This is a genomic window from Viridibacillus sp. FSL H8-0110 (assembly GCF_038003565.1).
GTDB classification, from domain to species: domain Bacteria; phylum Bacillota; class Bacilli; order Bacillales_A; family Planococcaceae; genus Viridibacillus; species Viridibacillus arenosi.
Map to the genome: position 1 here is coordinate 4,146,133 of NZ_JBBOPJ010000001.1, position 20,783 is coordinate 4,166,915.

Genomic DNA, 20,783 nt, shown 5'->3' on the forward strand with positions numbered 1-20,783 from the left:
CAACCTCTTTTTTATAAAAATGTTATTAGTTTTTAGCAGATTCAAATGCTTGAACATATTCACGAGCTGCTGCTGTAATTTCAGCTGCTGTGTTGAATTTATAAATTGCACTGCCTACACCTACGCAAATTGCGCCATTTTTGAAATACGATTGAATATTACTTAAATCGATACCACCAGTTGGCATTAACGGAATTTGTGGAAGTGGACCTTTAACATTTTTTAAATAATCAGCCCCAAGTGTGTTTGCCGGGAATACTTTTACGATATCTGCGCCTAATGAATACGCTGTGGCAATTTCAGTTGGTGAGAATGCTCCAATTGCGACAAAGCAGTCATTTTCCTTTGCTACTGTAATAGCATCTGCCACAACGATTGGTGTAACGATAAAATCTGCTCCTGCATCGATTGAAGCTTGTGCATCTGCTCCACTTAAAATTGTGCCTGCACCGACAAATAGTTTGTCCTGGAAATGCTCCTTTGCAACTTTAATAGAATCTAAACCTTCGTCGCCCTCGATTGTAATTTCAACTGCCTTTAAACCACCCTCATATAATGCTTGCAGTAAATCAATAACTGTAGCTGTTTCCATACCGCGCATAACAGGGATGACACCTGCTTCTTTCATACGTAAAAGTGCTTGTTCTTTATTCATTTGAATTCCCCTTACCTCTCTAAAGTGATTTGTGCTTTATTTGTTCGGAAATCACCTTGTTGGAAGTATTCAGGTGTTTGCTCGAATGTAATTTTCTTTGTAACATAGCCCCCTTTAACCGATCCGTTTTGCATAGAATCAATGACATATTGGAAATCTTCTAAAGTAGCATTTCTACTTCCTAGTAATGTCATTTCTTTTGCATGAAAATCTGGATCGAAGAAGCTTATTGTACCTTTCACTAAACCAACATAGACTACTTTTCTTCCATGCTCTGCATATTCAAACGCTTTCATCATCGAATGCTTATTGCCAGTAGCATCAAAAACAATAGTTGGCAATTGGCCATTATTTTTTTCTCTTAATTCATCTAATACTTGCTCACTTGGCTGAAATACTGCATCTGCATCTGTCCAGTCTTTACTATAGTTACGGCGTTCTTCGCTTAAATCCATTAGGAAAGTTGTAGCACCTTGTAACTTGGCAAATCAGTGATTTTTCTATCTTGTAATTTAATCACATAGCCCTTTTCTAAATCTTCCAATGCAATGGCTACATTATCAGCTATATTGATTTGAATAGTTTTTTGAGACACCAATTAGTAACAACCCCTTCTTGAAAGATTAAATAGTCCACTAAAATAAAAGATGCATGTATTATTTCAATATACAATTAAGTTAATGAAAAATATTACATGCATTTTTTTGTCCTATTCGATTTGCGTCTATACTATCTTTGTATATCTTTCTTTAAACCTAGGAATTTTTCTAGATCCTCTATATAAGGTAAACCTTCATTATCTCCTGGTACTGTTAATACGAATGCTGCTACAGAGTTTGCAAAGCTTAATCGTTTTTCCATTGTCCAGCCGTTAATAATTCCGTAAATGTAACCAGATGCAAAGGCATCTCCTGCACCAATTTCGTCGACAATTTCTAAATTTTCTAAGGCTGATGATGAAGTGATTTGGTCGTCTTCGTAACCAACTGCACCTTTCGATCCGCGCTTTAAGACAAAATTCTTGATGCTATAGGTTTCTTGCAAAAGTTGAGTAAGTTCATCCATTTTACTTGTCGAAAATAATATTTCTGCTTCTTCTTCACCCATCATAATCATGTCTACATATGGTAAATAAGAACATAATGTATTACGAGCTTCTTCAGCACTCCATAACTTCAGGCGAATATTAGGATCAAGAGTAACATAAACATTATTTTTTTTAGCTATTTTTAATAATGCTAAAATAATTTCTCGGTTGTTTTTATGAATGGCTGAAAATACGCCACTAATGTGAAGAATTTTGAATTGCCTTACGTATTCTTCATCTATATCCGTAGTTTCAAATGTTTCTGTAGGAGAATTCCCTCTATAGTAATATGAGTTGATACGATTGGCGTTTAAAATTTCTTTAAAATATACTGACGTTGGATAACCTTCCACTAGCTTCACATGCTCAACATCAATACCTTCTCCTCGAGCAAATGAATAAATATGCCTGCCGAATTCATCCTGTCCTAAACGACTAATCCAACCTGATTTCAATCCTAATCTTGAACAGCCAATAGCTACATTAAGCTCTGCGCCTCCTACTTTTCTTTCAAAGGAATTTACAAATCTTAATGGCCCATTAGACATAGGATTCATTGTGATGAGTGCGTCACCTATTGTTAGTACATCCAATATATTCGCTCCCATTCTTTTTGTTTTTAAGTTGAAGAACGTTCTACTAATTGTGGTTCAAAACGGATAATAGTTTCTTCCGTTTTTTCATGATCATCTGCTTTTTTTAATAACTGCTTTGCTGCATAAGTACCAATCTCATAAGATGGCTGTGTTACAACTGTGATTGGAGGATTGTATATCTCTGAAAAGCTAACTTCATCTATACTTACCAAAGCGATATCTGTTGGAATTATTAACGATTTTTTTCGGCAAAACTTCAAAACTTCAAGTAATGTCAGGTCATTCCCACAAATAATTGCATCTGGCACTTCATCTTGTGAAAACATAAAATGTATTTTCTCCTGCATTTTATGAATTTGCTCACCTGCACAAAACTGTTCTAAAAGTGGCAAATTGTGCTTTTGCAACGCTTTTTTAAATCCGTTCATCCGCTCTATACGAGGGGTAATATTCATTTCAATAGAAGTTGTTAAAAATGCTATATTTCGATATCCTTTTTTCACTAAATGATCAACAGCAAGAAAAGAGGCTTTCTCGTTATCTAATAACACCGAAGTTATGTCCGTATTTTCTACAGATCTATCTACAAAAACGAGGGGATAACCACTTTTCTCTAACTTCTTATATAAGTCTAAGTTGCCGCCTGTCGGGAAAATTATTAATCCATCCACTTGTTTCGCTCTTAGTGTTTCAATATACTTTCTTTCTTTTGAAGGTTGATCATCTGCATTACAAACTATGACATTTACATTTTTGAGCTGGCATTCATCTTCAATTGCACGAATAACTTGTGTTGAAAATGTGTGCAAGATGTTCGCAACAATGACACCGATTGTATATGTCTTTTTCTGTTTTAAACTCCGTGCGATTATGTTTGGTTGATAATTCAACTCATCAATGGCACATTCAATTCTTTTCTTTGTTTCCAAACTCATATATTCAAAACGGTTGTTAATATACTGTGATACCGTACTTTTCGAGACATTCGCTTTGTTGGCGACATCCGCCATTGTTACTCGTTCCATTTGTCATCTCTCCATTTTTAATAAATCGGTTTAGTTATTTATTAAAATTATAGGGCATTTTCACTTCTAGCACAATTTTTACAATTTATTGAAGACAAGAAGTGAAAAATAATTCCCTATGTATGAAGATATCTTATTTAACTTAAGCTACTGTCTCTTCATTTGGCTTAATAATAGGTTTGACGAAACGAATAACTGCTAGTGAAGCAACTATTGCTAAGCCCCCTGCTAATAGGAATGCTGCTGTATATGTTCCTGTAGTATCTACAAGATAACCTGTTAAAGTTGGTCCAATAATCCCTGCAGTATTTGCTAAGAAGTGCATGAAACCTCCTACTGAACCTACATTACTTTGATCTACTACATCATTGATAATTGCCCAATAAATTGCACCAGTTAAGTATAAGAAGAATACAGATGCTGCTACTAAAGCAACTGCACTTACAGTCGTTGTTACTAATCCAGCAAATCCAATACATAATGCCGAAAGGAATAAACATGACACAAGTATTAATTTACGAGAGAACAAAACACCTTTTTGTAAAAACTTTTTATAAATAAAGTCTGAAACAAAACCACCCATTGCAAGACCAATAAAACCTAAAACCCAAGGAATAACTGTAATAATACTCATATCCTTAACACTCAATCCACGTGCACTTACTAAATAGCTCGGGAACCATGTTAAGAAGAAAAATAAAATATAGTTATAAGCGAAAAATGCAAAGGCAGTAAATAAGACTGTTTTTTGTTTAATATAGAAGGTGAATTTTAATTTGCTTTCTTTTATTAAATTCATATCTTCTTTTTGATCTTTGTCACCAGCTTTTTCTGGTTTTTCCTTCACAAATTTCCACCAGAAAGCCGCCCAGATTAAACCAATGATCATAATTGCGATAAATGAAATTCTCCAACCATATGCTATTGCAATATAACCAACAATTGGTCCTGAAATTGCTCCGCCAAGTGGGGTACCACTATTTGTTAATCCGACAACGGAAGCACGTTGGTTCGGCGGAAACCAGTTATTGACCATCTTATTAATGGTGGCTGATAACGGACCTTCTCCCATACCAAACAACACGCGAATAACGATCATACTAACAAATCCAACTGCTAAAACTAACGCACCACTAAATAATGACCAAACAATCATTGCTACAAAAAGCGTCATTTTTGCCCCAAATTTATCTGAAGCCATACCCCCGAAAAAGTTGAATAACGCATATCCAACAGAGAAACTACTGAAAATAATCCCCATTTGCGTTGCAGTTAACGATAAATCATCTTTAATGAACGGTGCTGCAATTGATAGTGCAGAACGATCAAGATAGTTAATCACACCAGCTAAAAATAAAAATGCTATTACAACGCCTCTGCCTTGTGAAAACATAAAATCACCCCAATTGTCATTTTATTAAACGTAATAAACCGATTTAGTAATATCGCACAAAATTCACGTTTCCCTTAAACTCCTGAGTAAGCAATAAAACCACCATCTACCGGTACTGTTATTCCTGTTACAAAACCTGAATAAGCTTCATCAGAGAGCCATAATAATGTTCCAAGCAAATCTTCTGGCTGACCGAAACGTTTCATCGGAGTCGCCGTTAATATTTTTTTAGAGCGTGGTGTATAGCCGCCCTCTTCGTTGACCAATAAATTATGATTTTGTTTTGTTAGGAAAAAACCTGGGGCAATTGCATTTACACGTAATCCTGCTTCAGCGAAATGAACGGCCATCCATTGAGTAAAATTATTAATAGACGCTTTTGCAGCACTATAAGCTGGCACTTTAGTCATTGGAGAGTAAGCGCTCATAGACGAAATATTAATAATCGAAGGTGATTCACTTTTTAAAAGTACTTCCCCGAATACTTGACTAGCCAAAAAGCTTCCTGTGAAATTGCTAGAAAAGACTTTATAAAATCCTTCTTCTTTTAAATCAAAGAAACTTTTCCCCTCTGTTTCTTCTTCATAAATTTCAGTTGATGTTATAGCATCGGCATCATTTCCGCCTGCACCGTTAATCAACAAATCGATACGACCAAATTGCTTCAAAACTTGTTCTTTTGCTAGCACTAACTCATCGCGACTTAGGACATCTGTTACAACTGAAATAGCCGTTCCACCTGCTGATACAATTTCATCTACAATGACTTGTCCCTTTGCAGCTGTTCTATTCAAAATGGCTATTTTCATCCCGTGACGAGCTAACTCTATTGCCATGCGGGAGCATAAAACACCGCTCCCACCCGTAATTACAGCAACTCTACCAGTTAGATTTTCATGAATTGGTATCATCTCGTATTACCTTCTTCAATTGTTTTGTACGCATCCCAAAGGCCAAGTAAATACATAATTCCTAATGCACGGTCATATAAACCGTAACCAGGTCTACATTTTTCTCCCCAAATATGACGGCCGTGGTCTGGTCTTACATAACCTGTATAATCTTGTTTATGTAATACATTTACAATACCTTTGACATCTATTGAACCATCTTGTGTATAGTGCGATGTTTCAACAAAGTCACCATTGTCATAGATTTTCACGTTACGAATATGAGCAAATGGGGAACGATATGCATATTTTTCTGCAATTTCCACCATATCATTTTCAGGACTAGCTCCCATTGAACCAGAGCAGAATGTAAAGGCATTTGAAGGTGAGTCTGAAATTTCGATTAATTTTTCATAGCTTTGGGCACCTGTGATAATACGAGGTAATCCAAAGATTGAATATGGTGGATCATCCGGATGAATTGCCATTTTAACATTGCACTCTTCGGCCACTGGTAAAATTGCTTCCAAGAAATATCCCAGATTTTCCCACAATCGTTGTTCGTCGATTTCTTTATACGCTTCGAATAGTTCAGAAATCTTCGCCATTTTTTCTGGCTCCCAACCTGGAAGTGTTAAATCTGACGCTGAAGCTACTGTATTAATAAGTTCTTTTGGATCTAAATTTTCCACTTTTGCTTTTTCAAAAAATAATGCTGTTGAGCCATCTTCTAAAGGATGGAACATTTCTGTACGTGTCCAGTCGAAAATCGGCATGAAGTTATAACAAATTGTATTAACTCCAACTGCTGCAAGATTACGTATTGTTTGTTTATAATTTTCGATATACTGATCGCGTTCAGCATTACCTAATTTAATTGATTCATGGACATTCACACTTTCCACTACAGCTGTGTGGAATCCAAAGCTTTGAATATAATCTACTTCACTCTGAATCTCTTCTTTTCCCCAAACTTCACCAACCGGTTTTTGATGTAATGCCCAAACAATTCCCTGTACACCTGGGATTTGCTTCACTTGCTCTAAAGTAACTGTGTCATTACCTCGTCCATACCATCTAAATGTAATATTCATATAGCACCTCCGACATTTTTTCTTTTTACTCAAATGTGATAATAGCTTTTCTAACTTGATCTGGATGTTTTTCAATAAAGTCAAAAGCCTCTTGAACTTGATCAACTGTAAATGTATGTGTAATTAACCCATCATGACGTAACTTTCCTTCATTCAATAATTGAACAATTTTAGGGAATTGGTAGGTTTGTAAACGTGATCCAGTTACTGTAATTTGCTTTTTCGTAATTGGTAATTGCGAAATAGCCGCTGGACGCTCATCAAATCCTAACACGACTATGTTACCTGCAGCAGACACTACTTCAAATGATAACTCGAAAGTTGAAGGTAAACATACTGCATCAATCACAATATTTGCTCCTTCACCGTCTGTTATTGCCATTACACGTTCCTTCACATCTTCTGAGCCTACTTGTATGACTTCATCTGCCCCTAATTGTTTTGCATAAGCAAGTCGTTCTTCACTTAAATCTGTAATGAAAACTTTAGCACCTTGAATTTTTGCTAGTTTCAAAATACAAATTCCAATTGGACCGGCTCCTTGGATTAAAACGGTATCTCCCTTTTCTACTCCGCCTCTCCAAACAGCTTGTGCACCAATTGTATATGGTTCCGCCAACACGACTTCTTCCCATGGTAATGCAGAATCTACTACATGAAGTTGCTTCTCCGGAAGTACGATCCACTCACGCATACCTCCGTCTTCATGAACACCGAAAACAGACAATTGCTCACATACATTAGGTTGACCTTTACGACACGCATAACATTTCCCACAGTAACTAATTGGTTCTACAACGACATGGTCTCCTACTTTTAAATTTGTTACTTCAGAAGCGATTTCTACTACTTCTCCTGTTACCTCATGACCAACAACTCTTGGTAAAGTAGCAAGTGGATTTGTCCCATGATAAATATGCATATCTGACCCGCATATCCCTACACGCTTAACTTTCACAAGTACATCTGTACCTTCGCTTACTTGTGGTTTTTCCATATCTTTCATAACCAGCTCATATGGCCCTAATACTTGAAGCGCTTTCATTTTTAACATCCTTTCTTTTAGAAACTTATAGTTATAAGCAGTCTTTCTAATTTAGATGCAAATTCATAGATTACACATTACCTATTTAGATCAAAAATTTTTTCATTTGTAGAATTTTGTTGTCCTATGTAGCTAATTTAGGTATTTATAAACAATAAATCGGTTTAGTATTTATAAAATATAGTTACTAAATCGGTTTAGTGAAATTATAAAGGATATATTTTTCAAAATCAATTATTAATTGAGACAATTTTGTTTATATTTTCACTATTTTAAATAGGGTAAATTTAACAATTTGATAAATAAATAGAGAGATTACTAATGTAGTATGTCAATGATCAACCCATCTTTTATGTAACAAAAATACTATTATTAACAATAAATGACACATAACAACTTCGAGTTTATAATTAAAATTAGTATATTTTTTATCCTTTATCTAAATAATATAAACAGTTCGTTTTTAGGAGGAAGTACATGAAACCGATTATTAAAGTTCTAGATGTTACATTAAACAACCTAAAAAACGTAAAATATGGAACATTCCACATCGATACAAATTTTGACAAATTAGAAGAGGCTAATGTTATTGGATTCTATGGTCAAAATGGTTCAGGTAAGACTGCAGTTGTACAGGCATTTCAAATTTTATCGGCACTCTTAGATGGTGGAATCTATAAAAAACTTCCTCATGTTCATCATCTACATATATACTACGGTGAATCATCTTTACAACTAAATTTCCAATTCATCATCAAAAATAAATTTGGCGAGTATTTCTTAAAATACGCTGTTTCTCTTGTGATTGGTGAACAAAGGTTAAATGTGATGGCAGAAAGCTTAAGTTATCGAGAAAATAAACGAGGTAAACGCTTTAAAAATATACTCTCAAAAAACGGAGAAGAAGTTACTATCCGCACTACCAATCTCACCTCTTTAAACCAAAATGATCGAGTTAAAGTATTAGTAGCAAACCACCTTTCTAAAGAAAATCATTCTTCTTTCATTTTCAGAAAAGAAGTTAGAAATATTCTTCCCAATTATTTAGATGAAGTGGAAATGGCACTCATTCAAAATATTATTTTTGACTTCAAAAGAGATTTGCATATCATTGATAATACGCAGTTTGGCAATTTAATCTCTAATATTACGATGCCTTTTAATATACATCTCGAAAATAAACGTGGCGTGATTCCCTCCAAATTAGAAGATACTACTTTACTGCCAAAAGACATGTTCAATGCAATGAAAGAATTAATAGAACAAACGAACATTGTCCTTAAAATGCTTATTCCTGGTTTACAGATTAAAATTCATGTTCTTCATACACAAAAATTGAATGACGGATCTGATGGTGTGCTCGTTGAATTTCTTTCTCGAAAAGGCGACATCGAGCTACCTTTGAAATGTGAATCCGAGGGTACATTGAAAATAATTTCTATCTTAAGTACACTCATTGCTGTTTATAACAATCCTAATGCATGCGTTATTATTGATGAATTAGATGCTGGTGTATTTGAATACTTATTAGGTGAATTACTTGAAATTATCCATGAGAATGGAGCAGGCCAATTGATATTCACTTCTCATAACTTACGTATCCTTGAAGTACTACCAATTCATAATTTATGGTTCACTACTACCAATGAAGAGAATCGTTATATGCAATTAAAAGGTGTTAAAAAGCTTAATAATCCTAGGGATGTTTATTTACGTGCAATACAGTTAGGTGGTCAAGACGAAGCAATTTATAAAGAAACGAATGCCTATGATATGAAGAGAGCATTTAGAAAAGCGGCTATTATTAATGAGTAAAAAAGCGAAAAAAGTTGTCTTGTTACTAGTAGAAGGTGCCTGTGAAGAAGCTTTATTATACGATCGAATACGTACATTATTTAATAATAATGAAATTAGATTCGACATTATTAAAGGGGATATTTTGGGGGATTTAAATCAAAAGAACTCCAATATAAAAAACTTAATTGGAGATCGTGTTAAAAGCTATATTAATAAAATGAAATTAGGCCCTACAGATTTATTGGCAATTATCCAAATAGCCGATACAGACGGCTGCTTCATCGGCGAATCGGCCGTAATTATTGATGAAAACCAAGATAGATTAACACTTTATAACGCTACAACAATCAGCGTGCCAAATAGTAATCAACAAAGTAAAATTATTGAAAGAAACAAATTAAAAAGCAAAAACATTCATACCATGCGGACACTCAATACCATTTTATCTGGCAAGGTAAATTATCAAATTTATTATTTTTCAAGAGCACTTGAACATATTTTGTTTAACGAAGCCAATCCAGAAACACGTTATAAAGTACGTGAGGTTGAGGAGTTTTTAGAAAATGAACAAAAGCCAATAGAAGAGTTTCTTTCTAATTTTTTACCCATTTCAACTAGTATGACATTAGAAGAAAAGTATTTGGAAAGTTGGCAAAGCATATCTGCTGACCTTGCCTCTTTGGAAAGATTTACTAATGTATCTCTAATGTTCGATTATATGAAAATGATTAACGAGTAACAATAAAAGCCTTGAAACCGATTAATTTTGGTTTCAAGGCTTTTACTTTACTCATTCAAACTTTGTACTGTTGGTGTCGTCAAATTTTTATGACGCTTTACTGGATCCAATTTACGCTCTATGAAACCAAGTATCAAATCTGTAATGATAGCCATCAGTGCTGTTGGAATGGCACCTGCTAGAATAATCGCTGTACCATCCGTAGCATTTGTACCACGAATGATAATATCCCCAAGTCCACCTGCTCCAATGAAAGCACCAATTGCTGTAATACCGATAGCAACAACAAGGGCTATACGAATTCCTGCAATAATTACAGAGAGTGAGAGTGGTAACTCAATCATATACAGCACTTGAATGCGTGTCATTCCCATCCCTCTACCGGAATCGGTAAGATCCTTATTAATATTATTAATACCTGTATATGTGTTTTTAATAATCGGCAGTAATGAATATAGGAATACCGTGATAATTACTGTCGTTTTTCCAAGCCCCATACCTAGCATAAGAATCGCTAGTAATGCAAGCGCTGGTATAGTCTGTATAATATTCGCTATCGTAATGATAAACCCTGATAATTTAGCGTATTTCGAAATTAGTACGCCTAGTGGAATACCGACGATGGCTGCTAAGATTACACCGTAAATTGAGATAAGAAAATGTGTTATAAATTGCTCGAATACATAAGAACCATTTTCAGAGAAGTAGTAAAAGAATTGTTGGAATGTATTTAAATCAGTCATCCTTTTTCCCTCCTTCTGCATCTTCAAAATAATTATGTTCTTCTAAAAATTTTTCGGCCACAATAGCTGGTTCAACTAGATTGTTATCAGCTTCATAGTTAAGCTTTTGCATTTGCTCTGTTGAAATTTTACCTATTAATTTTTCAATCGCTTCTTTTACTTTTGGTTTTGCTTCTAATAATTCATTTACTGCAAGAGTACTCGCATCATACGGTGGGAAGAATTGTCGGTCATCCTCTAATACAACAAGATCATAACTTGCAATACGACCATCTGTTGTATAGCCAAGAATAACATCCATTTTGCCTGCTTCTACAGCATCGTAGACAAGCCCAATCTGCATAGGATACACGTCTTTAAAATCAAAACCATACGTTTTCACAAAGTCTTTATAGCCATCCCCTACACGATTGACCCATGAGTTGTCGACGCCTGCCTGTAAATCTTTTGCGATGCCTTTTAAGTCACTCACTTTTTTCAAATGATGCTTTTCAGCCATTTCACGTGTGACCATAAATGCATACGTATTTGCAAAACCATATGTGTCGAAAAATGTTTGATCATAGCGCTCTTGGAATATTTTTTGTACAGTATCCATCGCTTTTTTAGGATCTTTAACAGGATCTTCTTTTAAAGCCCCAGTAAGGTCTGTTCCTGTATAACGTGTTGAAGAAATATTTGCATCGCCGTTAATCATTGCTTGATGCAGCACGACACTTGATCCTAAATTATTAATCAGTTCTACCTTTTCATCTGTTTCATGTTCAATCATTAATTTCAGCATATTAGCCATAATCTTACTTTCTGTCGTTGTCATTGAAGCAATTTTCACGTCATTATCATCACTTGAACCGGTTAGTGAACAAGCAGATAAAATTAACACCGTCATAATCAAGCCAATGGTAATTATTTGTTTATATTTCATAAGCATGTTCCCCTCCTAACGTTCAATTTTTAAACCTCTTGGTGTAGCCCACTTTTCTACTTTAGATAATATAAAGTCAGTAATTAAGGCCAAAATAGTTACTAATACAGCGCCGCCAATAATAAATTCAGGTTGATAAAGGTTCAGTCCATTAAAAATAAAATCACCTAAGCCACCTGCTCCTATGTAAGATGCTAACGTTGCCCATGAGATTGCGTACACTGCAGATAAGCGAATCCCAGACATAATGACAGGGATAGCTAATGGCAGTTCCACCATCCCGATGGATTGTATTTTTGTCATTCCCATACTAATTCCTGCTGATTTCAGACCTGAATTCACAGAATTCATACCAATATAAGTATTATTTAAAATAGGTAATAGTGTGTAGATAAATAGAGCAATAATTGCAGGGATTTTCCCGACTCCTAAGAATGGAATCATAATTGCTAAAATAGCTAATGACGGCAGCGTTTGTAAAACACTTGTAATACCTAAAACGATTTTAGCGGTTCTCTGTAGTTTTGATAATAAAATACCTAAAGGAACTGCAACGACTATACCTAAAATTAAAGCTATAGCAGATATATAAAAATGTTCCCATGTTTTTTGCACAATATCTCCGCCGTTTTGTGTTATAAAATCAATCATCTACTCACGTCCTTTCTATTTAGTTAATATTCAGTTAAGTTGTTTATTAGATTCACTTTGTTGCTCTGGATTAATACCATTTGCATCCTCATTTATTTCCTCATCACCCCAAATAGTGTCGTATACCATATCCACAATATTTGCACGAGTAACAAGTCCAATTAAACGATGCTCTTCATCTACAACAGGAATGTGTTTTAAATTCCGCTTTAAAATACGACGCACTGAATCTTGTAATTTTGTACCATTTCGTACATAAAAGACGTCTTTTTCTACTGCTTCAGAAATGCTAGAAGTGGTATGTCGTGCCGTAGTTAATCCCTCAACATCGATATAACCTTTCAAATGATTTTGTCCATCAACAACAAATAATGTGTCGACACGCTTTGTCACCATCAAACGAAAAGCATCATTAATACTTTTTTCTAACGTTATAGAGATTGGTTTAATCATTACATCATCAACAATTTTTGCACTTGGTTTTTCTTGCATTAAACGGTGAGAGCCAATAAATTCACGAACAAATTCGTTAGCAGGGTTAGATAGGATATTGTCAGGAGTATCAAATTGGATAACTTGGCCACTATGCATTATGCAAATACGATCTGCCAATTTAATCGCTTCGTCCATATCGTGCGTGACGAAAATTACTGTTTTACCAAGACGTTGCTGTAAATCTTTCATCAAGTCTTGTAGCGTGTCACGAGTAATAGGGTCTAATGCGCCGAATGGTTCGTCCATTAAGATAATGTCTTGGTCTGCGGCTAATGCCCGGAGCACGCCGATACGCTGTTGTTGACCACCAGATAATTGCGCGGGATATAGATCGAGATAGCTTTGAGGTAAATTAACAAGTTCAATGAGGCGTTCTGCTGTTTGATCTTTCTTTTCTTTTGTCCATTTTAACAATTTAGGTACAAGCGTAATATTTTCACGAATGGTCATATGTGGCATAAGACCGATTTGTTGAATAACATATCCAATACTCCTACGAAGTGCTACGGGGTTCTTTTTCGCTAAATCTTCCCCTTCTAAGTATATGGTGCCTTTGGTTGGTTCTATCATTCTATTAATCATACGCATGGCAGTCGTTTTCCCACTTCCACTTGTACCGATAAAGGCGACAAATTCACCGCGTTCTATTTCAATATTCATATCATCAACGGCTTTCTTTCCACCCCTATAAACTTTCGATAAATTCTCTATCTTTAGCATAAGTATTCCCCCTCAAATTTTATAACCTAAGTTCTTTTACCCACTATCGATAGACATTAAACCTCAAAAAATAAAAATATTGAAAATATTTACTTGATTGTATAATTCATCACAATTTCCAACTGTATGAATGTGCTTGTTTCAATACGTCAAATGCTTTGATTCCTTGCAATCTACTGATCATTGATAATTAAAATCCTTCATTTATATCCAATAGAATTTATCTCATTTTAAATTGTAATCTTAGGTTCTTTTCTATAACTTTTAATCCCTACAAAAATACTTTGTTTTTCATATTGACTTTCATCTTTAGAAAAAGTAAGATAATTGAAACAATAGAATATTACTTATCATGAGAAGCTAAGGGACTGGTCCGATGAAGCTTCAGCAACCACTGTATAACAGAATGGTGCTACTTCCAGCAAGAGAAATCTTGACAGATAAGGGTGCATACACAACATTTAAGCTCCCTCTATTATAAATGGGGGATTTTTTATACCTTCAATACATAGTAATTCTATAAGAATTATAAACTTAGAAAAGACGAGGGGATTTATTATGAAAGAGATATTTATAAGAACAGAGCTACAACGACAATGGTTAGATAAGCTAGCGTTGCTTCAAGACCAAATTACAGGTAGCGCCGCAACTGTAGATGAATTATCTATCTTTCCTAAAGAGAGCTTTAGCCTGCTACGCGAAATTGGCTATCCTGCAATCACTTTGCCGAAAGAATTTGGTGGCGAAGGATTTTCAGTTTACGATATGGTCCTTCTACAAGAAACACTTGCAAGCTACGATGAGAATACTTCACTTTCAATGGGCTGGACTTTAGGAGTTGTGGGTGAATTGTATCAGGAGAAATTGTGGTCAGATGACAAGCTTAATTTTTTTGCAAACAAAGTACAAAATGGCGCCATTGTGAATCGTTCTGTAAGTGAGGCACGCACTGGCAGCCCCACTCGAGGCGGGCGTCCTGGAACAACTGCAGTTCGTTCTGAAATAGGGTGGCTTATAAATGGACGCAAAATTTTCACAACGGCTTCCCCTGTTTTAGATTATTTTTTAACTTCTGCTTGGATTGAAGAAAAACAACAAGTCGGGTTCTTTTTAATTCATAAAGATACAGCAGGGGTATCTATTGAAGAAACGTGGGATGTTATGTCGATGCGCGGCACATCAAGTCACGACTTAATATTACAAAATGTTAAAGTAAGTGACTCGGATTTAGTCGAATTACCAAATCATCCAAGCGGAGGTAAAATCAACGGCTGGTTGTTGCATATTCCTGCAACATATTTAGGCATAGCACAAGCAGCTCGTGATTATGCGGTTCACTTCGCAAATCATCATCAACCAAATAGCTTAAATGCACCGATCAGCTCATTACCAAATGTGCAGCATCAATTAGGTGAAATTGAGTTAAAACTTCAGCAATCTAGATTTGTCTTATATGGTACAGCAGAAGCTTATGACGACCCAAAACGAAGAGACTCATTGAGCAATGAAATTGCCGTTGCCAAACATACAGTGACTAATGCAGCCATTGATATCGTTGATAAAGCTATGAGAGTAGTAGGTGCAAAAAGTTTACAAAACGCTAATCCATTACAACGATATTACCGGAATGTCCGTGCGGGTCTACACAATCCTCCAATGGATGATATGACTATAACAAAATTAGCATTAACAGCTATTGAAGAAGAAAAGAAAAAGAATTCGATTGTGAATTAATAATAAAAAAATTAACTTAAAAGGGGTTTTAAGATATGTTCAGTAAAAAACTATTAAAATTTGCAGCAGTCGGTATTACTTCAATAGCAATTTTAGCTGGTTGCTCTACAAGTGAAGCATCCGATTCTAAAGATAAAGGAAATTCCTCTAAAGTACGTACCGTGAAAGTTGCCTTTGACCAAGCGAGTAAGCCAATTTCATATATTGACGACCAAGGTAATCCAACTGGATACGATGTAGAAGTGATGAAGCTAGTAGATGAATTATTACCAGACTATAAATTTGAATATGTAGGCACGACTAGTGACGACCTATTGATTGGTGTCGAACAAGGTAAATACCAAGTCGGTGTCAAAAATGCCTTCTTCACAGAAGAGCGTACAGAAAAATTCATCTACCCTAAAGAGTTCCTTGGCTTAAGTAGTGCAGGTTTAGTATTACGTAAAGAGGATGAAAATATTAAATCGTTAAAAGACTTTGCATCAGCAGGTTACTCTCTAGCACCAATCGCTGCGAATAATGCTCAATATACAGTCATCGATGAATACAACAAAAAAAATCCAGATAACAAAGTAAAACTAAAAGCTGGAGATGCTTTCACTATCGATATTGTTCAATGGGTCAATGAAGGTCGAGTAGATGGTGGTGTAATGATTGAAGGTCCTTTTAACCAACAAGTTACAGCCAAAGACGGTGCTTATCATAAATTAGAAAATGACATTGTGTACAATGAATTTGCAGTAATTAAAACATGGCCACTATACAACAAAAAAGAACAGAAATTTGCAGATGCATACGACAAAGCTATAAAACAAATTAAAGAAGAACAAAAAACAAATGAACTAAGCAAAAAATTCTACGACCGTGATTTATTTGAAGTACTTGAGCAAGTGGAGCGTTAATTGCTTATGCATACGTAACGTCCTTAGGCTGTTGAGTCATTACACTCAACAGCCTTTCCAATACAAAACGAAAATGGTGAGCATATGGAAAAATATTTTGATGCATCTTACATCTGGGAGTCACTCCCTATTTTACTCCCCTTTCTAAAGGTGACATTTATGATAGCAGGTCTGTCCATTTTACTAGGTTCTTTTTTCGGTTTATTACTTGCGATAGCCAAACTGAGTAGCAGTAGAATTGCTCAAAAACTTGCAAACGGCTATACAACTATCATGCGTTGTACACCTTCAATCGTCTTACTATTTCTCGTTTATTATGGTGTACCTGCATTAGCTGAAAATTTCGGCCTCAATTTGCATGATATTGATACAGCCATATTTGTTATCGTAACTTTCACACTACAATTTGCAGCCATTATGTCAGAAGTAATTCGTTCTTCTTACGGTTCAATTGACAAGGGCCAATACGAAGCAGCTGTTAGTGTAGGCCTAACACCTTTTCAGGCCTATCTTCGTATTATTTTTCCACAAGCTTTAGTTGTAGCACTCCCCAATCTTGGTAACGGTATGATTGCCTTATTACAAGAAGGTGCACTTGCTTATACTATCGGGCTTATTGATGTCGTTGGAAAAGCTAATCTCATTATCGCCAGCAATATAAATGCACATGCTCTCGAAATTTTTATCGCTTTAGCAATCATCTACTGGGTATTGTCATTGATCATCGAAAAATTCTTCTCAATTCTAGAGAAATTCTTTAGTAAAGGTAAAAAAACTTTGGAGACAACATAAGGAGGTACGCGCATGTCTGAAGGATTAAATTATAAATTTTTGATTGATACATTTTTCGTCGCATTGTCTGGCGTACCAGTGGCCCTACTCGTGACTATTGTTTCTTTACTGATTGCTATACCTCTTGCGTTTTCACTCGCTTTAACACGTATTTATCGAATACCTTTTATACAACGTTTAACTCAAGTGTACGTATCTTTTGTACGAGGTACACCTATTATTATTCAAATCTTCATCGTCTATAGTAGCGTTCCATTAATTTTAACCGCACTATTTAAAAAATATGATATTGCTATTGATGTCTATAAAATCCATCCAATTTGGTACGCCTTTATCGTCTTTTCATTTAGCACTACTGCCATTTTAATCGAGATTTTCCGTTCTGCACTGAGCACAGTCAACAAAGGACAGTTAGAAGCTGCACATTCGGTAGGCTTAACGACTTATCAAGCATACCGACGCATCATCATTCCACAAGCACTTGTGGTAGCACTACCGAATATTTGTACAGCAACCGTCAACCTCATCAAAGCTACTTCCCTTGGTTACGCAATGTCTTTACAGGAAATCACATTGAAAGCTAAGGTTGCTGCAAACGTAGGTTATAACTATGTTGAAGCATATATAGATATATTCATCGTGTACTTAATCTTATGTAGTGTTGTCGAATATGGATTTAAATTGTATGAAAAACACTTACGGAAATATAAATTAGCAAATGCTTAAAACTGGGGTGTGATAATATGTTAAATATTAAAAATGTGCATAAATCATTTGGCAATAATGAAATATTAAAAGGTGTCGACTTATCCATTGATAAGGGGGATGTTGTCGTCATCTTAGGTCCTAGTGGTTCCGGTAAAACGACTTTACTCCGTTGCCTTAACTTTTTAGAAAAGGCAGATCAAGGTCATGCTACTTTCGGAGAAATTGATGTAGATTTACATGATGCAAAGAAAAAAGATATTCATGCTATTCGACAGAAAATTGCATTTGTCTTTCAAAACTACAACCTATTTAACAATAAAACTGCACTTGAAAACGTCATAGAAGGCCTTATTATTGGACGTAAAGTGCCAAAAAATGAAGCTATTGAAATCGGTAAAAAAGCTTTAAGTAAAGTTGGTCTTACCGACAAATATGATGCTTATCCAAGCCAACTGTCAGGTGGACAACAACAACGAGTTGGTATTGCACGTGCAGTTGCTTTGAATCCTGATATTATTCTTTTTGATGAACCTACATCTGCTCTAGATCCAGAGCTTGTTGGTGAAGTACTAGCTGTTATGAAGAATATCGCCAATGAAGGTACAACAATGCTTGTAGTTACTCATGAGATGTCCTTTGCTAAAGATGTAGCTAACCGCGTTATCTTTATGGATGGTGGCGTTGTCGTTGAGGAAGGTAATCCTCATGAAATTTTCGTTAAACCTAAAGAAGAACGTACGAAGAAATTTTTAAAACGTGTGCTACCTGAAGATTATTCATTCTTTATTTAAATTAAAAAACGCCCACCTCTAAGTTTTATAAGAGGTGGGCGTTTTCTAATTTATTTATTTACGTTTCCATAGTACTAACATCGAAATTGTAATCAATGTAAAACCGATAAAAGATAAAAATGGAATCGTTACAAAGCCAAACCAATTAATATATTGCCCTGAGCAAGGTACTCCATTTGTGCATGTACTGAACTCATGCATGGATGGTATCTTTTGTAATGCATAATGATAGCCAGAGAGAAGCATCCCAAAAGTCGACATTGGAAGCACATATTTATAAATCGCTTTATCATTCCTATAAAATGCCATCCCTAAGAAAAAGACAAGTGGGTACATTAATATACGCTGATACCAACAAAGTGTACATGGGATAAAACCCATTTTTTCACTAAAAAACAAACTACCCATCATGGCTATAATCGACGTTATCCAGCCAAAGAGGAGTGCTTTATTTACCATTAGCAGTCGCCTCTTCTACCATTTTCACAAAATCATCGTATGTGTTTCCAGTGAATTGCTTGCCATCAATATAGATAGTTGGTGTTGATTGGACACCGAGATTTTTTGCCATTTGCATATCTTTATCCCATGCTTCTTGTCCCGCATTTTCACCAAAAGCTTTCATTACCTTTTTAGTTTCTTTCTCAGTGGCTATTTCAGATAATGCATCTTCTAAAAAGTCCTCAGTATATAAATCTACTTTTTCATAAGATAAATCTGTTGGTTGTTTACTGAACATTAGTTCATGGAAAGCCCAAAACTTCTCATTTCCCAATTCTTTATAGACCGTTTCGGCAAATTTGGCTGAACGATTGGAATCGACATTAATAAAAGAATAATTCACAAAGTAAAACTTGGCTTTCCCTGTTTCAACAAGGTCTTTATTAATAATAGGAAACAGTCGATCATTGAAGTCTTTACAACTTGGGCATTTATAATCACCAAATTCAACAATATCTACGGGTGCTGATGCTTCACCTAAAAACGGTTGCCCTTTATAATCAATTTCTGCCGATTTTTCTGCAGAATTCGTTAAAAAAATAATACCTACGATACAAACTACTACTATACCTACAAACCAAAATATTTTCTTAGACATTAATAAGCACTCCTAATCAAGACTACATTACGTAGTGTATTGGGGTAAAAAATTTACGCCAAGGCGTAAATAAATAAAGAACAAATAAAGCTAAAAACTGCTAAAGAGATTACTAACATTTTCACTGGTAAATTCCATTGAATTTCTCTTAACGGATCTAAAATAAAGCCAATTCGATAGTTAACAGATGTATCTGCAAATGATGCATAAGAAAAAGGCATTTTTTCATACTTACTTACTTTTAACATCTTCAACAAGGCACTACCCAAGTGGACAGATGTCTGCTGTTTTTCAATAGCATATTCATCTGCTAGTAATTCTTTCATGATTTTATATTTCTGATTACACCAATCTAAAATCGGAATATACCACATTGTAGATGAACAGAGTTCCATTAAAAAGATTTTAAGTGGATCTCGATTTTCCTTATGGTACATCTCGTGTGAAATAACCGCTTCTAACTCTTCGTCAGATATAAGATTCATCAAACCTGTTGATAAGACGATCTTTGGTCTTATAAACCCAATAGTAAGTGCTAATGGTGTAGGATGAGAAATGACAAGCAATACCTCTTTACCTTGGCTATATATACAATTCATATTGAGTGTAAGCATATTCTCTCTATATTGCTTAAATCTCTTTTTCATACGAATAGCATGATAGAATTGAGATCCTATTTTCCATATAGTCAAAATCAGTGTATAGCCGACCAGTATATCAAGTATATAGTCCAGTGAAGACAATCCTGCTATCCTCATCCAGCTATGACAGACGGCTACAAGATTGTATTGAACAGTCCAACCAGCTATCTTTGCTACGAAATATAAACCCATTTCTAAAAAAATAATTCCCGAAATAATGAGTGATACGATGAGGGTGATAGACGAGTGACGTTTGTACAT

At 35.2% G+C, this 20,783-nt stretch carries 23 protein-coding genes and 1 riboswitch; of the genes, 7 read left to right on the top strand and 16 right to left on the bottom strand.

Annotation, left to right across the window (positions count from 1 at the left end):
* Positions 1 to 25 precede the first annotated feature (25 nt).
* From MHH98_RS20475 to MHH98_RS20515, 9 genes are all read right to left on the bottom strand, one after another.
* On the bottom strand, positions 26 to 655 hold the full coding sequence (locus tag MHH98_RS20475) for a bifunctional 4-hydroxy-2-oxoglutarate aldolase/2-dehydro-3-deoxy-phosphogluconate aldolase (protein ID WP_038180624.1): 630 nt from the start codon (positions 653 to 655) through the stop codon (positions 26 to 28).
* Positions 656 to 666: 11 nt separating this feature from the next.
* Positions 667 to 1,110 carry a zinc-binding dehydrogenase gene (locus MHH98_RS20480; RefSeq protein ID WP_340713450.1) on the bottom strand — a complete coding sequence of 148 codons (444 nt, stop codon included), beginning with the start codon at positions 1,108 to 1,110 and terminating at the stop codon, positions 667 to 669.
* A complete protein-coding gene (locus MHH98_RS20485) occupies positions 1,110 to 1,253 on the bottom strand; it encodes a hypothetical protein (protein ID WP_155981162.1) in 144 nt (47 codons plus the stop codon). Before MHH98_RS20485 ends, MHH98_RS20480 begins: the two co-directional genes overlap by 1 nt.
* Before the next feature lie 131 nt (positions 1,254 to 1,384).
* Positions 1,385 to 2,335: a sugar kinase gene (locus tag MHH98_RS20490; RefSeq protein WP_038180627.1), complete on the bottom strand. Its 951-nt coding sequence runs from the start codon at positions 2,333 to 2,335 to the stop codon at positions 1,385 to 1,387.
* A 26-nt stretch (positions 2,336 to 2,361) separates the two neighbouring features.
* Entirely contained in the window at positions 2,362 to 3,363 is a 1,002-nt protein-coding gene (locus MHH98_RS20495; protein WP_038180630.1) for a substrate-binding domain-containing protein, read from the bottom strand.
* A gap of 142 nt (positions 3,364 to 3,505) precedes the next feature.
* Complete coding sequence (locus tag MHH98_RS20500; RefSeq protein WP_038180633.1) at positions 3,506 to 4,756, bottom strand: MFS transporter; 1,251 nt, start codon at positions 4,754 to 4,756, stop codon at positions 3,506 to 3,508.
* A 74-nt stretch (positions 4,757 to 4,830) separates the two neighbouring features.
* Positions 4,831 to 5,667 (bottom strand): SDR family oxidoreductase, encoded by an 837-nt coding sequence (locus MHH98_RS20505; RefSeq protein ID WP_038180636.1) that lies wholly within the window; start codon positions 5,665 to 5,667, stop codon positions 4,831 to 4,833.
* Complete coding sequence (uxuA, locus tag MHH98_RS20510) at positions 5,664 to 6,740, bottom strand: mannonate dehydratase (RefSeq protein ID WP_038180638.1); 1,077 nt, start codon at positions 6,738 to 6,740, stop codon at positions 5,664 to 5,666. The genes MHH98_RS20505 and uxuA overlap by 4 nt, the downstream gene beginning before the upstream one ends.
* 25 nt (positions 6,741 to 6,765) lie before the next feature.
* Positions 6,766 to 7,785, bottom strand: coding sequence for a zinc-binding alcohol dehydrogenase family protein (locus MHH98_RS20515; protein ID WP_038180641.1), 1,020 nt, complete (start codon positions 7,783 to 7,785; stop codon positions 6,766 to 6,768).
* 477 nt (positions 7,786 to 8,262) lie between these two features.
* Between MHH98_RS20515 and MHH98_RS20520 the strand changes: the two genes are divergently transcribed.
* Together MHH98_RS20520 and MHH98_RS20525 are read left to right on the top strand one after the other, a co-directional pair.
* Positions 8,263 to 9,600 (top strand): AAA family ATPase, encoded by a 1,338-nt coding sequence (locus MHH98_RS20520; protein ID WP_340713453.1) that lies wholly within the window; start codon positions 8,263 to 8,265, stop codon positions 9,598 to 9,600.
* Complete coding sequence (locus MHH98_RS20525) at positions 9,593 to 10,321, top strand: hypothetical protein (RefSeq protein ID WP_038180645.1); 729 nt, start codon at positions 9,593 to 9,595, stop codon at positions 10,319 to 10,321. The genes MHH98_RS20520 and MHH98_RS20525 overlap by 8 nt, the downstream gene beginning before the upstream one ends.
* A gap of 47 nt (positions 10,322 to 10,368) precedes the next feature.
* Here the strand turns inward: MHH98_RS20525 and MHH98_RS20530 are convergent, their stop codons facing one another.
* The 4 genes from MHH98_RS20530 to MHH98_RS20545 are packed head-to-tail and all read right to left on the bottom strand — an operon-like array spanning position 10,369 to position 13,855.
* Positions 10,369 to 11,064 (bottom strand): ABC transporter permease, encoded by a 696-nt coding sequence (locus tag MHH98_RS20530; protein ID WP_038180648.1) that lies wholly within the window; start codon positions 11,062 to 11,064, stop codon positions 10,369 to 10,371.
* Positions 11,057 to 11,989 carry an osmoprotectant ABC transporter substrate-binding protein gene (locus tag MHH98_RS20535; RefSeq protein WP_340709375.1) on the bottom strand — a complete coding sequence of 311 codons (933 nt, stop codon included), beginning with the start codon at positions 11,987 to 11,989 and terminating at the stop codon, positions 11,057 to 11,059. Before MHH98_RS20535 ends, MHH98_RS20530 begins: the two co-directional genes overlap by 8 nt.
* Before the next feature lie 15 nt (positions 11,990 to 12,004).
* A complete protein-coding gene (locus MHH98_RS20540; protein ID WP_038180651.1) occupies positions 12,005 to 12,640 on the bottom strand; it encodes an ABC transporter permease in 636 nt (211 codons plus the stop codon).
* Between the two features lie 30 nt (positions 12,641 to 12,670).
* Positions 12,671 to 13,855: a betaine/proline/choline family ABC transporter ATP-binding protein gene (locus MHH98_RS20545; protein WP_038180654.1), complete on the bottom strand. Its 1,185-nt coding sequence runs from the start codon at positions 13,853 to 13,855 to the stop codon at positions 12,671 to 12,673.
* A 344-nt stretch (positions 13,856 to 14,199) separates the two neighbouring features.
* A riboswitch (SAM riboswitch) is annotated at positions 14,200 to 14,302 on the top strand.
* 111 nt (positions 14,303 to 14,413) lie between these two features.
* Between MHH98_RS20545 and MHH98_RS20550 the strand changes: the two genes are divergently transcribed.
* The 5 genes from MHH98_RS20550 (at position 14,414) to MHH98_RS20570 (ending at position 18,782) form a co-directional block, all read left to right on the top strand.
* Complete coding sequence (locus tag MHH98_RS20550; RefSeq protein WP_340713455.1) at positions 14,414 to 15,589, top strand: acyl-CoA dehydrogenase family protein; 1,176 nt, start codon at positions 14,414 to 14,416, stop codon at positions 15,587 to 15,589.
* Positions 15,590 to 15,624: 35 nt separating this feature from the next.
* Positions 15,625 to 16,491, top strand: coding sequence for a transporter substrate-binding domain-containing protein (locus tag MHH98_RS20555; RefSeq protein ID WP_038180659.1), 867 nt, complete (start codon positions 15,625 to 15,627; stop codon positions 16,489 to 16,491).
* Positions 16,492 to 16,575: 84 nt separating this feature from the next.
* Positions 16,576 to 17,283 (top strand): amino acid ABC transporter permease, encoded by a 708-nt coding sequence (locus MHH98_RS20560; protein WP_340709377.1) that lies wholly within the window; start codon positions 16,576 to 16,578, stop codon positions 17,281 to 17,283.
* A 12-nt stretch (positions 17,284 to 17,295) separates the two neighbouring features.
* Complete coding sequence (locus tag MHH98_RS20565) at positions 17,296 to 18,009, top strand: amino acid ABC transporter permease (RefSeq protein WP_340709378.1); 714 nt, start codon at positions 17,296 to 17,298, stop codon at positions 18,007 to 18,009.
* Between the two features lie 17 nt (positions 18,010 to 18,026).
* A complete protein-coding gene (locus MHH98_RS20570) occupies positions 18,027 to 18,782 on the top strand; it encodes an amino acid ABC transporter ATP-binding protein (protein ID WP_038180666.1) in 756 nt (251 codons plus the stop codon).
* 54 nt (positions 18,783 to 18,836) lie between these two features.
* Here the strand turns inward: MHH98_RS20570 and MHH98_RS20575 are convergent, their stop codons facing one another.
* From MHH98_RS20575 to MHH98_RS20585, 3 genes are read right to left on the bottom strand one after another with little or no spacing between them, the layout of a single operon-like run.
* Complete coding sequence (locus tag MHH98_RS20575) at positions 18,837 to 19,241, bottom strand: disulfide oxidoreductase (protein WP_038180669.1); 405 nt, start codon at positions 19,239 to 19,241, stop codon at positions 18,837 to 18,839.
* Positions 19,231 to 19,881 carry a DsbA family protein gene (locus tag MHH98_RS20580; protein WP_340709379.1) on the bottom strand — a complete coding sequence of 217 codons (651 nt, stop codon included), beginning with the start codon at positions 19,879 to 19,881 and terminating at the stop codon, positions 19,231 to 19,233. Before MHH98_RS20580 ends, MHH98_RS20575 begins: the two co-directional genes overlap by 11 nt.
* Positions 19,882 to 19,934: 53 nt before the next feature.
* Positions 19,935 to 20,783 carry a M56 family metallopeptidase gene (locus tag MHH98_RS20585; RefSeq protein ID WP_340709380.1) on the bottom strand — a complete coding sequence of 283 codons (849 nt, stop codon included), beginning with the start codon at positions 20,781 to 20,783 and terminating at the stop codon, positions 19,935 to 19,937.